Annotated in this window: 11 protein-coding genes; 4 read left to right on the top strand and 7 right to left on the bottom strand. The window is 62.6% G+C overall.

Annotated elements, in window-relative coordinates; translation table 11 throughout:
* The first annotated feature begins 65 nt into the window (after positions 1–65).
* The 4 genes from gpgS (at position 66) to glpQ (ending at position 4,388) form a co-directional block, all read left to right on the top strand.
* Positions 66–1,190, top strand: coding sequence for an N-acetylglucosaminyl phosphatidylglycerol synthase (gene gpgS / locus IZU87_RS01960; RefSeq protein WP_213113512.1), 1,125 nt, complete (start codon positions 66–68; stop codon positions 1,188–1,190).
* Positions 1,183–2,025 (top strand): N-acetylglucosaminyl phosphatidylglycerol deacetylase, encoded by an 843-nt coding sequence (gpgD, locus tag IZU87_RS01955; protein ID WP_213113511.1) that lies wholly within the window; start codon positions 1,183–1,185, stop codon positions 2,023–2,025. Before gpgS ends, gpgD begins: the two co-directional genes overlap by 8 nt.
* 63 nt (positions 2,026–2,088) lie before the next feature.
* Positions 2,089–3,093: a glucosaminyl phosphatidylglycerol flippase gene (gene gpgF / locus IZU87_RS01950; RefSeq protein WP_131431293.1), complete on the top strand. Its 1,005-nt coding sequence runs from the start codon at positions 2,089–2,091 to the stop codon at positions 3,091–3,093.
* A gap of 134 nt (positions 3,094–3,227) precedes the next feature.
* Entirely contained in the window at positions 3,228–4,388 is a 1,161-nt protein-coding gene (gene glpQ, locus IZU87_RS01945) for a glycerophosphodiester phosphodiesterase (RefSeq protein ID WP_213113510.1), read from the top strand.
* 160 nt (positions 4,389–4,548) lie between these two features.
* On the opposite strand, the gene IZU87_RS01940 is transcribed toward glpQ, so the two are convergent.
* The 7 genes from IZU87_RS01940 to IZU87_RS01910 all read right to left on the bottom strand — a co-directional run bounded on the left by IZU87_RS01940 (position 4,549) and on the right by IZU87_RS01910 (position 14,488).
* On the bottom strand, positions 4,549–5,091 hold the full coding sequence (locus IZU87_RS01940; RefSeq protein WP_107335512.1) for a DUF302 domain-containing protein: 543 nt from the start codon (positions 5,089–5,091) through the stop codon (positions 4,549–4,551).
* A gap of 298 nt (positions 5,092–5,389) precedes the next feature.
* Entirely contained in the window at positions 5,390–6,262 is an 873-nt protein-coding gene (gene sucD, locus IZU87_RS01935; protein WP_043333998.1) for a succinate--CoA ligase subunit alpha, read from the bottom strand.
* Positions 6,262–7,428: an ADP-forming succinate--CoA ligase subunit beta gene (gene sucC / locus IZU87_RS01930; RefSeq protein ID WP_043333999.1), complete on the bottom strand. Its 1,167-nt coding sequence runs from the start codon at positions 7,426–7,428 to the stop codon at positions 6,262–6,264. Before sucC ends, sucD begins: the two co-directional genes overlap by 1 nt.
* 108 nt (positions 7,429–7,536) lie before the next feature.
* Positions 7,537–8,976 (bottom strand): dihydrolipoyl dehydrogenase, encoded by a 1,440-nt coding sequence (gene lpdA / locus IZU87_RS01925; protein ID WP_213113509.1) that lies wholly within the window; start codon positions 8,974–8,976, stop codon positions 7,537–7,539.
* A 113-nt stretch (positions 8,977–9,089) separates the two neighbouring features.
* Complete coding sequence (gene odhB / locus IZU87_RS01920; protein ID WP_213113508.1) at positions 9,090–10,670, bottom strand: 2-oxoglutarate dehydrogenase complex dihydrolipoyllysine-residue succinyltransferase; 1,581 nt, start codon at positions 10,668–10,670, stop codon at positions 9,090–9,092.
* 51 nt (positions 10,671–10,721) lie between these two features.
* Entirely contained in the window at positions 10,722–13,556 is a 2,835-nt protein-coding gene (locus IZU87_RS01915) for a 2-oxoglutarate dehydrogenase E1 component (RefSeq protein ID WP_213113507.1), read from the bottom strand.
* Positions 13,557–13,783: 227 nt separating this feature from the next.
* Positions 13,784–14,488, bottom strand: coding sequence for a succinate dehydrogenase iron-sulfur subunit (locus IZU87_RS01910; protein WP_043333105.1), 705 nt, complete (start codon positions 14,486–14,488; stop codon positions 13,784–13,786).
* Positions 14,489–14,506 lie beyond the last annotated feature (18 nt).

Here is a 14,506-nt window from a genome sequence, read left to right as displayed (position 1 = left end):
CGGGCAGTGACGTCGGGATTCATCTTCATCGCGCACGACCGGTAAAGCGGTCTTGAGGAGTCCGTGTGCATATCGCTGACATGACCATGTTCCATGCCCCCTCCAGTGGCGGGGTCAGAACCTACCTGGAAGCCAAGCGACGACGTCTGCGGACGCGGCCCGATGTTCGTCACAGCCTGCTGGTCCCCGGCGAGACCACCAGTGTCAGTGATGACCTCTACAGCGTGCCGGCACCGCCCATTCCCTTCGGCAACGGCTATCGCTTCCCCCTGCGCCGAGGCGGCTGGGTCAGCACGCTGCTGGCACTGCAGCCGGATGTCATCGAGGCCGGCGACCCCTACGTCACGGCGTGGGCGGCACTCGATGCCGGTCGCAAGCTCGATGTCCCGGTGCTGGGCTTCTATCACTCGGACCTGCCGCGCCTGATCACCAATCGCCTGGGCGAGTGGTCAGGGGCCAACGTCGATCGCTACGTCAAACGCCTCTATCGCCACTTTGACCGCGTGCTGGCCCCCAGCCAGGTGATGGCCGACCGACTCGACCGACTTGGCGTCGACAATGTCCATATCCAGCCACTCGGTGTCGATCTTTCCACCTTCCACCCTGACTGCCGCGATGAGAGCCTGCGCCGCGAGCTTGGCCTGGAAGACCACGTGCGCCTGCTGGCCTTCGCCGGCCGCGGCTCACGCGAGAAGAATCTGGATGAGCTGCTGGAGGCCGCTCGCCTGCTCGGCCCCGACTACCATCTGCTGTTGATCGGCTCGGGCATGCCGCGGCATCTGCCCGACAATGTCAGCGTGACCGGGCATTTCTGCAGCAGCACCGAAGTGGCGCGCCTGGTGGCCTCGGTGGATGTGCTGCTGCATGCCGGCACCCAGGAAACCTTCGGTCTGGTGGTACTGGAAGCCATGGCCTGCGGCACGCCGGTGGTGGCGGTACGCGCCGGCGCGCTGGCGGAGAATGTGCCACTGGGCTGCGGTCAGCTGTGCAACCCACACTCGCCGCATGCCATGGCGCGTGCCGTGCAGGAAGTCTTCGCCAACGACCCCGCCGCACTGGGTCGTCAGGCGCGGCGGCATGTCGAGAAGCACCACGCCTGGGACCGTGTCGTGGATGGCTTGCTCGGGCATTATCACGCGGTCACCGGGACTCGCATGCAACCGGTACTCGAGGAGGTGACCCATGGCTGAATCGCCGGCTGCCAAGCAGCACTTTCTGCTGGTCCTGCATGATGTCGCGCCCGAGACATGGTCCGACTACCGGGACTTCGTCGCCGAGGTGGATGCTCTCTGCCAGGCACGCCTGAACCACCCCTGCCCAATCACCTGGCTGGTGGTGCCTGACTTCCATCATCGCAGCGCCCTGGAAGACGCTCCGGAATTCATCGCCCTGCTGGACTCTCGCCGCCAACAGGGGGACGAGCTTGCCCTGCATGGCTTCCATCACTGCGATGACGCGCCAGCCCCCCGCACCCCGCGCGATTACCTGATGCGCCGCGTGCTGACCTGGGAAGGCGAGTTCTACCCCCTCGATGAGGCCGAAGCCAGACGACGCCTGCGGGAAGGCGCCGCACTCTTCAAGCGCCTCGGCTGGCCATTGGACGGCTTCGTGGCCCCTGCCTGGCTGATGAGTGACGGCACTCGCGAGGCGCTGAAGTCCCTCGACTTCCGCTACACCAGCGATCCCCAGCATCTCTATCGACTGCCTGACTTCACGGTCATCGATGCGCCCGGACTCGTGTGGAGCGCACGCTCGGCGCCACGCCGCCTGATGTCGCAGTGGGTGACGCAGCGCAAGCTGAGCCGCGAGCAACAGGCGCCGGTATTGCGTCTGGGCCTGCATCCGGTCGACATGCGTCATGCGCGCTCGCGCCAGTATTGGCTGACGCTGGTCGAGCGCCTGCTCGATGAAGGGCGCCAGCCGATGACCAAGATCGGCTGGCTGACCCAGCAGGGACTGCTCACCCCCGCCACGTCTGACACGACGCAACTGAACTCGCACCAGGCGGCCCACAGTGCTGCCTGAGACCCACCCACCTGATGAGTCCCGTCGTATGGGCCTTGTGACAACCCGCTGCGGGAATCTGCCATGAATCGTGCCCTCTGGTTACTGGGTGCTGGCCTTGTGATGGTCATCGCGATACCGCTGGTACTGGGTGGCAGCGGACTGGGCGGCCAGTTGCGCCAGTTCCCCCTCGACACCTTCCTGTTGATGCTGGGCATGATCGTGATGTGCTGGAACCTGAACGCCGGCCGGTTGCGTCTGCTGCTGGCCGGGCGTGGCGGTCACCTGGGGCAACGGCGCGCCGTCGGCATGGTGATGGCGACCGAATTCGCCATCAGCGCCACCCCCGGCGGCAGTGGCGGCCCGCTTACCCTGATGGGGCTGCTGTCACGTCAGGGGGTGCGCCCGGCGCAGGCCACGGCGGTATTCGCGGTCGATCAGATCACCGACATGCTGTTCTTCCTCTCGGCGCTGGCCAGCATCGGGCTCTACGCCCTCTCGCATACCATCGACCTGCGCCTGGGGTGGATGCTGGCCGTGCCGGCGCTGTTGCTGATCATCGGCTTTGGCCTGCTGGCCGCGCTGGGCAAGCATCATCGGCGCCTGCTCAAGACCAGCGGACGCCTGCTGCGCTGGCTCAAGGTACGCCATCGCTCACGCGTCAAGCTGGCGCGGGGCCTGATCCACTTCCGCCATGCGCTGGTCGAGACACTCGCCCTGCCGCGCCTGACGCTGAGCCTGATCTTCCTGCTCTGCTGTGCCCATTGGCTGCTGCGCTACTCGATCCTCTATCTGGCCGTGTCCGGCCTGGGGCAGGACATCGACTGGAGCTGGACCTTCATCGTGCAGATGCTCTCGCTGGCAGCGGGCCAGCTGACGCTGCTGCCCGGCGGTGCCGGAGGCGCGGAACTGTCCTCCACTGCCCTGCTCAGCCCGATGATCGGCGCCGCCAGTGCCGCGGCGGCAGTAGTGATCTGGCGAGCAGTGACCTTCTATTTCTACCTGATCGCCGGCGCCCCGGTGTTCTTCGTGATGGCGGGACGCAGCATGCTGGGAAGCTTGCTCAAGCGTCGCTCGGCAGCCACATGACGGGGCGACCGAGCAGCGCTGCAGGCTTCATCATGAAAAATACTTGATCATCGCCATATGAATAAGATTTTGTTATGCTGGCAGGCGGCTTTATTGAACGGCCATACAATAACCACAGCTCAAGGTGATCTCACATGCCGCATCCTTCCCAGCGTCACCCGACTTCCGCCCGCATTCGCCGCCCGCTGGCCATGATGGGCGTGGTCGGCTCGCTGCTGGCCACCTCGACCTCAGCGGCACTCGCTGATGACAGGCCCCTGCGCAGCATCGACCCCGGCCATGGCACCGACAAGGTCGTGGTCGCCCACCGGGGTGCCTCGGGCTACCTGCCGGAGCACACCCTCGCGGCCAAGGCGATGGCCTACGCCCAGGGCGCCGACTTCCTCGAGCAGGATGTGGTGATGAGCAAGGATGACCAGCTGGTGGTACTGCACGACCGCTTCCTGGACCGCGTGACCAATGTCGCCGAGGTCTTCCCCGAGCGTGCGCGTGATGATGGCCGCTACTATGCCATCGACTTCACGCTGGACGAGCTGCGCCTGCTGTCGTTCAGCGAGGGCTTCACCGTCAAGGATGGCGAGCAGGTCGCCGACTACCCTGAGCGCTTCCCGCTGGGCAAGTCGCACTTCGGCCTGCACACCCTGAGTGAAGAGATCGAGATGATTCAGGGCCTGAATCACTCCACCGGACGCGATGTCGGCCTGTATGTGGAGATCAAGGCGCCCTGGTTCCACCAGTCGGAAGGCAATCAGGTCTCGCGAGCCGTGCTCGAGACCCTCAAGCAGTACGGCTACGTCGCGCAGGATGACAATGCCGTCGTGCAGGTCTTCGATCCCAATGGCCTCAAGCGCATTCACGACAAGCTGCAGCCCGAACTGGAGATGGACCTGCGTCTGGTGCAGCTGATGGGCGAGACCAGCTGGGACATGACCTTCCAGCCGGATGCGGAGGGCAAGCTTGAGCCCTACGACTATGACTGGATGTATCAGGAAGGCGGCATGCAGCGCATCGCCACCTACGCCGATGGCATCGGGCCGTGGAAGCCGATGGTGATCGAGGACAGCTCGACCCGGGACGACATCAAGGTCACACCAATGGTCGAGGAAGCCCATGCGCAGGGCCTAATCGTGATGCCCTACACCTTCCGCCTCGATGAAGGGCGCATCCCCGACTGGGCCAGCGATTACGACGACATGCTGCGCGCCTTCTTCGTCGACGCCGGGGTCGATGGTGTCTTCACTGACTACCCGGACCGCGCCGTGCAGTGGCTGAAGCAGCACGGTGATGCTCTGTAAGCAGCCCTTCAAGACAGGCAGCCCTTGGCAGGGGAACATCAAAAAGCCGGACTCCGTGAGGAGTCCGGCTTTCTCGTCCTGCCTGTTTCTCGTCCTGCCTGATCGTCAGCGCTCGCTGTCAGTTCACGATATCAGCATCGACACGTGATGAGCGCTGCCTTCATTGACCCGCTGCTTCGGCGGCCAGCCCCTTGAGCAGCCCGGCGATCTTGTCCAGCGGCAGCTTGCAGTCGCCCAGATCATGACGGTTGGCCATGTACTGCGGGTCATTCCACTCGATCACGCTGCCGCCCTCCACGGCGCGAATCAGCATCTTCTGCGGCAGGTCCAGGGCGGCCGCCCCGTTGCACTGCATCAACAGGGTGCCCACCTTGGGATTGCCGAAGATGACGGTATGCGTCGCGGGCAGCTCCATGCCCACCTTCTCGGCACCCGCCTCATGATCAATGACGCTGAACAGCGTCAGCCCCTTGGCCTTGAGCGCCGTCTCGAGACGCGCCTGGACGCTGGCGACATCATCACGACTGGTCACCGACTCGATGCCCTTGGCAGGCACCTGCATGCTCGCTGAAGCTTCAGGGGCGGAGGCTGCCGCCGCGCCGGAATCTGCACTGGCAGACAGCGGCATGCCAGCAGCCAACGGCAGGGACAGCAGCGCCAGCAGGCGCGCGGAGCGCGTAAGGGCGGGGAATGACTTGAGCATGGAACATCCTTATCAGTGAGTCGTGTTGCGCCGTGGGGCATCTGCACGTGTCGCTTGGTCAGGTGCCAATGAACAGTCATCAGATTAGCAACTGCTTGATATGAACGCACCTGCCCCGCCTGCATCAGCCGAAACACCTCGCCCCTCGCCTACGCCACCGGCCGCAGGTAGCCCCGCCGACATGCACTAGAGAGAGACTGGTGAGGGCCAGAAACGAAAAAAGGGCAGGCCCTGTGGGCCTGCCCTTTCGGTGACATGCGATCCGCTTGGCGCCGATCGCTGTCAGGAGATCAACGGCTTACCAGCCAGTGACTTCCTTGATGGCATCGCCGATCTGCGCGAGTGAACGCACAGTCTTGACGCCAGCTGCTTCCAGAGCCGCGAACTTCTCGTCGGCAGTACCCTTGCCGCCGGAGATGATGGCGCCTGCATGGCCCATGCGCTTGCCCGGAGGCGCAGTCACACCAGCGATGTAGGAGACGACCGGCTTGGTGACGTTCGCCTTGATGTAGGCAGCGGCTTCTTCTTCAGCAGAACCGCCGATCTCGCCGATCATGACGATGGCTTCGGTCTTCGGGTCCTTCTCGAACATCTCGAGGATGTCGATGAAGTTGGAACCCGGGATCGGGTCGCCGCCGATACCGACACAGCTGGACTGACCGAAACCGTGGTCAGTGGTCTGCTTGACGGCTTCGTAGGTCAGGGTGCCGGAACGAGACACGATACCGACCTTGCCCGGCTGGTGGATGTGACCCGGCATGATACCGATCTTGCACTCACCCGGAGTGATGACACCCGGGCAGTTCGGACCGATGACGCGCGCGCCCAGCTCGTCGCACTTGACCTTGACTTCCAGCATGTCGAGAGTCGGCACGCCTTCGGTGATGCAGACGATCAGCTTGATGCCTGCATTGGCCGCTTCAAGGATGGAATCCTTGCAGAACGGTGCCGGCACGTAGATGACGGACGCTTCAGCGCCAGTCTCGGCAACGGCTTCGGCGACGGTGTTGAACACCGGCAGGCCCAGGTGAGTCTGACCACCCTTGCCCGGCGTCACGCCACCGACCATCTTGGTGCCGTAGGCGATGGCTTGTTCAGAGTGGAAGGTACCCTGGCCGCCAGTGAAGCCCTGGCAGATCACCTTGGTGTTCTTGTCGATCAAAATGCTCATTACTTGCCCTCCGCAGCTTTGACAACCTGCTGCGCCGCGTCAGTCAGGCTGGTAGCAGCGATGATGTTCAGACCGCTTTCGGCCAGCTTCTTGGCGCCGAGTTCAGCGTTGTTACCTTCCAGACGCACCACGACCGGCACGTTGACACCGACCTGCTCGACGGCACCGATGATGCCTTCGGCGATCATGTCACAACGCACGATGCCGCCGAAGATGTTCACCAGAACAGCTTTGACGTTGTCGTCGGACAGGATGATCTTGAATGCTTCTGCAACGCGTTCCTTGGTAGCACCGCCACCCACGTCGAGGAAGTTGGCCGGCTTGCCGCCAGACAGGTTGACGATGTCCATGGTGCCCATCGCCAGGCCTGCGCCGTTGACCATGCAGCCGATGTTGCCGTCGAGGGCAACGTAGTTCAGTTCGAACTTGGCAGCATGCGCTTCACGCTCGTCTTCCTGAGACGGATCGTGCATCGCCTGCAGGTCCGGGTGACGGTAGACGGCGTTGGCGTCGATGTTGATCTTGCCGTCGAGGCAGTGGAGGTTGCCTTCGTCGGTGATGACCAGCGGGTTGATTTCCAGCAGCGCGAAATCCTTGTCGGCGAACATCTTCGCCAGACCCAGGAAGATCTTGGTGAACTGCTTGATCTGGGTCGGGTTCAGACCCAGCTTGAAGGCCAGTTCACGCGCCTGGTACGGCTGAGCGCCGACCAGCGGATCGATCTCGGCTTTCAGGATCTTTTCCGGCGTCTCTTCAGCAACCTTCTCGATTTCCACGCCGCCTTCGGTGGAAGCCATGAAGACGATGCGACGAGTGGTGCGGTCAACGACGGCGCCCAGGTACAGCTCTTCGGCGATGTCGGTGCAGTTCTCGACGAGAATCTTGGTGACCGGCTGACCGTTTTCGTCAGTCTGGTAGGTCACCAGGTTCTTGCCCAGCCACTGGGTCGCGAAGTCGGAAGCGGCTTGTGCGCTGTCGACCAGCTTGACGCCGCCAGCCTTGCCGCGGCCACCTGCGTGGACCTGTGCCTTGACGACCCACTTGTCGCCGCCAATCTTCTTGCACGCTTCAGCAGCGTCTTCCGGGGTGTCAACGGCAAAGCCCTTGGACACCGGCAGGCCATAGTCGGCAAAAAGTTGTTTTGCCTGATATTCGTGAAGGTTCATCGTGTCATGCCATTGGTTGCATTAGACTCGAACGGCAGTCGCAAGATGCCACTGCCACCGTTCGCCCCGGCCTGGCCGGGGCGACGCGTCTCTTGTTCGGAAGGACGCTTACTTGCGCTTCTTGCGGTTTGCGATGTGAATCGCATGCCCGTCAACGGCCAGCGCGGCTTCGTGCACGGCTTCCGACAGGGTCGGGTGAGCCGTGCAGATCAGTGCGAGGTCTTCGGCGCTTGCGCCGAACTCGAGGGCAGTCACACCCTGTGCGATCAGCTCACCGGCATGCTGGCCGATGATGTGAACGCCCAGGACGCGATCAGTCTCAGCGTCGGCAATGATCTTGGCCAGACCTTCAGTGGCATTGTTGGCCATGGCACGACCGCTTGCCGCGAACGGGAAGCTGCCGGTCTTGACTTCGATGCCTTCGGACTTGGCTTGCTGTTCGGTCTTGCCGACCCACGCCACTTCCGGGAAGGTGTAGATGATGCTCGGGATGGCGTCGTAGTTCATCTCGGCCTTGTGGCCGGCGATGATGTCGGCAACCATCACGCCCTCTTCAGAGGCCTTGTGCGCCAGCATCGGGCCACGCACCACGTCGCCGATGGCGTAGACGCCCGGCACGCTGGTCGCGCACTGGTCGTCGACGTGGATGAAGCCACGCTCGTCCAGATTGATGCCCACATCGCTGTCGAGCAGGCTCTGGGTGTACGGACGACGGCCGACCGCGACGATGATCTTGTCGAAGGTCTGTTCCTGTTCGCCGTTGGCGTCGGTGTACTTGACGACGACTTCGCTGTCCTTGATGTCGGAACCGGTCACACGGGCGCCGAGCTTGATGTTCAGACCCTGCTTCTTGAGCAGCTTCTGGGCTTCCTTGGCGACGGCCGCATCGACCATCGGCAGGAAGCTGTCGACCGCTTCCAGCACGGTGACTTCAGAACCGCAACGGCTCCACACGCTACCGAGCTCGAGACCGATGACACCGGCACCGATGACACCCAGACGCTTCGGCGCTTCGTCGAACTCGAGCGCGCCGGTGGAATCGACGATCAGACCTTCGGTCAGCGGCGTCGGCGGAATCTCGACCGGCACGGAACCGGACGCGATGACGATGTTCTCGGCTTCGTAGGTCGCCTTGCCACCGTCGTGATCGGTCACTTCGACCTGCTTGTTCGGCAGCACCTTGCCGGTACCTTCCAGCGCGGTGACACCGTTGGCCTTGAACAGACCGGAGATACCGCCGGTCAGGTTCTTCACGATCTGCGCCTTGCGCTCGATCATCTTGGCCACGTCGATCTCGACGCCGTCGGCCTTGATGCCCAGTTCGGCGAATTCATCACGCGCTTCGACGTACTTGTGCGAGGTTTCCAGCAATGCCTTGGACGGAATGCAGCCGACGTTCAGGCAGGTACCGCCGTGAACGACCTTGCCTTCCTTGTTGACCCACTTCTCGACGCAGGCGGTCTTCAGACCCAGCTGAGCAGCGCGGATAGCGGCAACATAGCCACCAGGGCCAGCGCCAATGACGATCACATCAAATTTATCGGCCATGTCTCTTCCTGTTGGTGCAGTTCGATTCGGGTTGGCAACCCGGCGCGTGGCAGTGCCACCCGCCGGGGCCGCTCACGCCCTCGAGATCCTCAAGGGCGTGAGACATTGCGGTCTCAGACGTCGAGCAGGAAACGAGCCGGATCTTCCAGCAGGTCCTTGATGGCGACGAGGAACTGGACTGCATCCTTGCCATCGATCATGCGGTGATCGTAGGACAGTGCCAGATACATCATCGGACGGATGACGACCTGACCGTTCACGGCCATCGGACGCTCCTGGATCTTGTGCATGCCCAGGATGGCGGTCTGCGGCGGATTCAGGATCGGGGTGGACATCAGGGAACCGAAGATGCCGCCGTTGGTGATCGTGAAGGTACCGCCTTGCATCTCATCGATGCCCAGCTTGCCGGCGCGGGCACGCTGACCGAAGTCGACGATGGTCTTTTCGACATCGGCGAGCTTCATGCTGTCGGTATCACGCAGCACCGGCACGACCAGACCGCGGTCGGAAGACACGGCCACACCGATGTCCTGGTAACCGTGGTAGACGATGTCGGTGCCGTCGATGGAGGCATTGACGTCCGGGAAGCGCTTGAGCGCTTCGGTGGCCGCCTTGACGAAGAAGCCCATGAAGCCGAGCTTGGTGTCGTGCACCTTCTGGAAGGTGTCCTTGTACTGCTTGCGCAGTTCCATCACCGCGCTCATGTCCACTTCGTTGTAAGTGGTGAGCATGGCGGCGGTCTGCTGGGCATTGACCAGACGCTTGGCGATGGTCTGGCGCATGCGGCTCATCGGCACGCGCTTCTCGGGACGTTCGCCCTCGAAGGTCGGTGCAGATTTCGGCGCGGCCTTGGCATCAGACTTGGAAGCGCCGGACTTGGCAGCCGGCTTGGCAGCGGACTTGGCCGCAGTGCCTTCCTTGACGGCCTTGGCCACGTCTTCCTTCAGCACGCGACCGCCCTTGCCGGTACCGACCAGCTTGCTGACGTCCAGATCGTGCTCGGCCACCATCTTGCGCGCTGCCGGGGCGAGGATCTTGTCGCCGACCTTCTCGTCCTGACCTTCGTCAGAGTCGGACTTGTCGTCGCTTGCCTCAGCGGCCGGCGCAGCGCCACCGGAAGCACCAGCGCTGAACAGTGCCAGCACGGCTTCGGTCTCGCACGTATCGCCTTCCTCGACCTTGATCTCGCTCAGGGCGCCGTCGGCCGGAGCCACGACTTCCAGCACGACCTTGTCGGTCTCGATCTCGACGATCAGCTCGTCGCGCTCGCAGGCTTCACCGACCTTCTTGTGCCAGGTGGCGACGGTGCCTTCGGCAACGGATTCCGGGAAGCTCGGCGCCTTGACTTCCAGCGTCTTGCCTTCGCCACCGGCGGCCGGCTTGCTGTCGGCCTTGGCGTCGTCCTTGCTCTCTTCAGCGGCGGAGTCGTCCTTGGCGTCTGAAGATGCAGCGGCGTCTGCATCACCGATGGAGCCCAGTACTTGCTCGGACTCGCAGGTATCGCCTTCCTGAACCTTGATCTCGCCCAGGGTGCCGTCCTGCGGTGCGACGACTTCCAGCACGACCTTGTCGGTCTCGATCTCGACGATCAGCTCGTCACGCTCGACGCTGTCGCCGGGCTGCTTGTGCCAGGTCGCCACAGTGCCTTCGGCGACGGATTCCGGAAAAGACGGCGCTTTGATATCGATAGCCATTGGAGTTCCTTAACTCAATTCTCTCTCGGTGCCCTTGCGGGTCGCGAGCCTTTACTTGTTGAAGGCGTCGTCGACCAGCTGGCGCTGCTGCTCGTTATGAACGGACATGTAGCCCGCGGCAGGTGCCGCAGAGGCCGGGCGTCCGGCGAAGTCCAGGCTCATGCCAAGCCCCTGACGGTGCTGCTCAGCGACCTGACGCATATGGTGCTGACTCTGATACCAGGCACCCTGGTTGAGCGGCTCTTCCTGGCACCACATCACCTGCTCGAGATTCTCGTAGTCGGCGATGGCGGCCTGGAGCTCTTCCTTCGGGAAGGGATAGAGCTGCTCGACACGGATGATGGCAACATCTTCACGGCCCTGCTCGGCGCGATAGGCGGCCAGGTCATAGTAGACCTTGCCCGCACACAGCACGACGCGCTTGACCTTGGAAGCTTCCAGGTTGCCCTTGTCGGACAGCACCATCTCGAAGCGGCCATCGGCCAGCTCGTCGAGGGTGGAAGTCGCTTCCTTGTGACGCAGCAGAGACTTGGGTGACAGCACGACCAGCGGCTTGCGCAGCGAGCGGATGACCTGACGACGCAGCAGATGGTAGATCTGCGCCGGCGTGGTCGGCATGCATACCTGCATGTTGTGCTCGGCACACAGCTGGAGGTAACGCTCGAGGCGTGCGGAGCTGTGCTCCGGGCCCTGACCCTCGTAGCCGTGCGGCAGCAGCATGGTCAGACCACACAGGCGGCCCCACTTGCTCTCGCCGGAGGAGATGAACTGGTCCATCACCACCTGGGCGCCGTTGGCGAAGTCACCGAACTGGGCTTCCCACACGACCAATGCCTTGGGCATGGTGGTGGCATAGCCATATTCAAAGGCCAGCACCGCTTCCTCGGAGAGGTAGGAGTCATGGATGGTGAAGGTCGCCTGACCATCCTTGATGTGCTGCAGCGGCACGTAGGTGTCGCCATCCTTCTGGTTGTGCACCACCGCGTGACGGTGGGAGAAGGTACCGCGACCCACGTCCTGACCGGTGATACGCACCGGATGGTCGGCATCGACCAGGGTGGCGTAGGCCAGTGTCTCGGCGAAGCCCCAGTTCAGCGGCATGCCACCAGCGGCCATCTTGCGACGGTCTTCGTAGATCTTGTTGACCTGACGCTGGACCGAGATGCCGTCCGGCACTTCGCACATCTTGTTGGCGAGGGCCTGCAGCTGCTTCATGTCCATCGAGGTATCGGCAACGCCGGTCCACTCGTGGCCCAGGTACGGCGTCCAATCGACGAACAGACCGGTGTTGGGCTGCTTCACCAGCGCATTGGCAACGTGGTTGCCGGCATCCAGGTCGGCACGGTACTGGTCGACCAGGTGCTTGGTCTCTTCCGCGCTGAGCACGCCTTCCTCGACCAGACGGTCCGCATACTTCTCGCGGGCAGTCTTCTGGGACTTGATCTTGGCGTACATCAGCGGCTGGGTACCGGACGGCTCGTCGGCTTCGTTGTGACCGCGCTTGCGGTAACACACGAGGTCGAGCACGACGTCACGCTTGAACTGCTGACGGTAGTCGATGGCGACCTGAGCGGCGTGCAGCACGGCGTCCGGATCATCTCCATTGACGTGGATGATCGGCGCCTGAACCATCTTGGCGATGTCGGTGCAGTATTCGGTCGAGCGAGCATCATCGGCACGCGAGGTGGTGAAGCCCACCTGGTTGTTGATGACGACATGCACGGTACCGCCCGTCTTGTAGGCACGGGTCTGCGACATCTGGAAGGTTTCCATGACCACGCCCTGACCGGCGAATGCCGCGTCACCGTGGATGGAGATCGGCAGTACGCTGTCGCCTTCGCTGTCTTCGCGACGGTCCTGACGGGCACGCACGGAGCCTTCCACCACCGGAGAGACGATTTCCAGGTGCGACGGGTTGAACGCCAGCGCCAGGTGGACTTCGCCGCCCGGGGTCATGACATTCGAGCTGAAGCCCTGGTGGTACTTCACGTCGCCGGAACCCTTGGCAATCTGCTTCTTGCCATCGAATTCCTCGATCAGCTCTGACGGGCTCTTGCCCAGCAGGTTGACCAGCAGGTTGAGGCGGCCACGGTGGGCCATGCCGATCACGACTTCCTTGGTACCGTACTTGCCGCTGCGCTGGATCAGCTCATCCATCATCGGAATGAAGGATTCGCCGCCTTCCAGACCAAAGCGCTTGGTGCCCGGGTACTTGCTGGCGAGATAGCTCTCGAGGCCTTCGGCGGCGGTCAGACGTTCCAGCACGTGATGACGGACATCGCGTGAGAAGTTCGGCTTGGAACGTACGGACTCGAAACGCTGCTGCAGCCAGCGCTTCTCTTCCGTATTGACGATGTGCATGAACTCGGCGCCGATGCTGCGGCAGTAGGTCTGCTCCAGCGCGGCGTGGATTTCCTTGAGCGGTGCAACATCCTTGCCGAGGAACAGCGAGCCGGTCTGGAACTCGACGTCCATGTCAGCGACGGACAGCTGATGGAAGGACAGTTCGAGGTCCGGTACCGGTGCCGGCTTGCGCAGACCGAGGGGATCGATATCCGCCTTCTGGTGGCCACGGAAGCGGTAGGCGTTGATCAGCTGGAGAACACGAACCTGCTTCTTGTTCTCGCTGCTTTCGCCCGCAGAGACAGCCACCGGGCGGCGACTGTTGCGACCCATCTCGTAGAACTGATCACGGATCGGCGCTAGCGGAACATCCTGGGAGGGGCTGCCGTCATGACGCGGCAGAGTATCAAAGTAGTTGCGCCACTCGTCGGGAACCTCATTCGGGTCGACAAGATAACGCTCGTAGAGATCTTCTACGTAGTGGACATTCCCCCCGCTCATATGGGAAGTGCGCCACATCAACTCCATTGTGCCTTCTTGCATCTCTCGGTCACCCTGACTGATGGGGTGGGGTAGGCGCCTGACAAGCGCTGTCGGCGTCACTCGATTATGCCCTGTATGGCGAAACCATGGAGGCCTTCACCATCTGAGTCTTCTTTTATCGTCAAAAGCCGGTGCACAAGGCACCGGCTTCAGCAAGCTGTGCGCTGCGACAAGGTGTGACACCCTGCCGCAGCTGACGTGCATCATAGCAAGCTAAGGCGCGGCTTTTAAGTGGCGTTTGCCAGCAAAAGCTCACGAATCTTGCCGATGGCACGTGTCGGGTTCAGACCCTTGGGGCAAACCGCGACACAATTCATGATTCCGCGACAACGGAATACGGCAAACGGGTCGTCCAGCTCGCTCAAACGCTCCTTGGTGGCGGTGTCACGCGAGTCCGCCAGGAAGCGATAGGCCTGCAGCAGACCGCTCGGACCGACGAACTTGTCCGGGTTCCACCAGAAGGACGGGCAGGCAGTCGAGCAGCAGGCACACAGGATGCACTCGTAGAGACCGTCGAGCTTGTCACGGTCTTCCGGCGACTGCAGACGCTCGATGGCCGGCGCCGGAGTGTCGTTGAGCAGGTACGGCTGGATGCGCTCGTACTGCTTGTAGAAGATGCTCATGTCGACGACCAGGTCACGCACGACCGGCAGGCCCGGCAGCGGGCGCAGCACCAGCTTGTTGTCCTTGACGACTTCGGACAGCGCTGTGACACAGGTCAGGCCGTTCTTGCCGTTCATGTTCATGCCGTCCGAACCACAGACGCCTTCACGGCAGCTGCGACGATAGGCCAGCGAGCTGTCCTGTTCCTTGAGCATTTCCATCACGTTCAACACCATCAGGTCACGACCCTGGGTGTCGACCTGAAACTCCTGCATGTACGGCGCAGTATCGGTTTCAGGGTTGTAGCGGTATATGGATACCTGAAGCATGGTTTCCCCTCCGGGCAA

This window comes from Cobetia sp. MC34, from assembly GCF_018340035.1.
In the GTDB taxonomy this organism is placed as follows: Bacteria; Pseudomonadota; Gammaproteobacteria; order Pseudomonadales; family Halomonadaceae; genus Cobetia; species Cobetia amphilecti.
This window is presented reverse-complemented; position numbering and strand designations above follow the sequence as displayed.

Excerpts from the sequence above, each read along its gene's own strand:
- sucD (WP_043333998.1), bottom strand. The coding sequence starts at position 6,262 with ATGAGCATTTTGATCGACAAGAACACCAAGGTGATCTGCCAGGGCTTC.
- gpgD (WP_213113511.1), top strand. The coding sequence starts at position 1,183 with ATGGCTGAATCGCCGGCTGCCAAGCAGCACTTTCTGCTGGTCCTGCAT.
- IZU87_RS01940 (WP_107335512.1), bottom strand. The coding sequence starts at position 5,091 with ATGCTCAAGTCATTCCCCGCCCTTACGCGCTCCGCGCGCCTGCTGGCG.
- odhB (WP_213113508.1), bottom strand. The coding sequence starts at position 10,670 with ATGGCTATCGATATCAAAGCGCCGTCTTTTCCGGAATCCGTCGCCGAA.
- sucC (WP_043333999.1), bottom strand. The coding sequence starts at position 7,428 with ATGAACCTTCACGAATATCAGGCAAAACAACTTTTTGCCGACTATGGC.
- gpgF (WP_131431293.1), top strand. The coding sequence starts at position 2,089 with ATGAATCGTGCCCTCTGGTTACTGGGTGCTGGCCTTGTGATGGTCATC.
- lpdA (WP_213113509.1), bottom strand. The coding sequence starts at position 8,976 with ATGGCCGATAAATTTGATGTGATCGTCATTGGCGCTGGCCCTGGTGGC.
- IZU87_RS01910 (WP_043333105.1), bottom strand. The coding sequence starts at position 14,488 with ATGCTTCAGGTATCCATATACCGCTACAACCCTGAAACCGATACTGCG.
- glpQ (WP_213113510.1), top strand. The coding sequence starts at position 3,228 with ATGCCGCATCCTTCCCAGCGTCACCCGACTTCCGCCCGCATTCGCCGC.
- IZU87_RS01915 (WP_213113507.1), bottom strand. The coding sequence starts at position 13,556 with ATGCAAGAAGGCACAATGGAGTTGATGTGGCGCACTTCCCATATGAGC.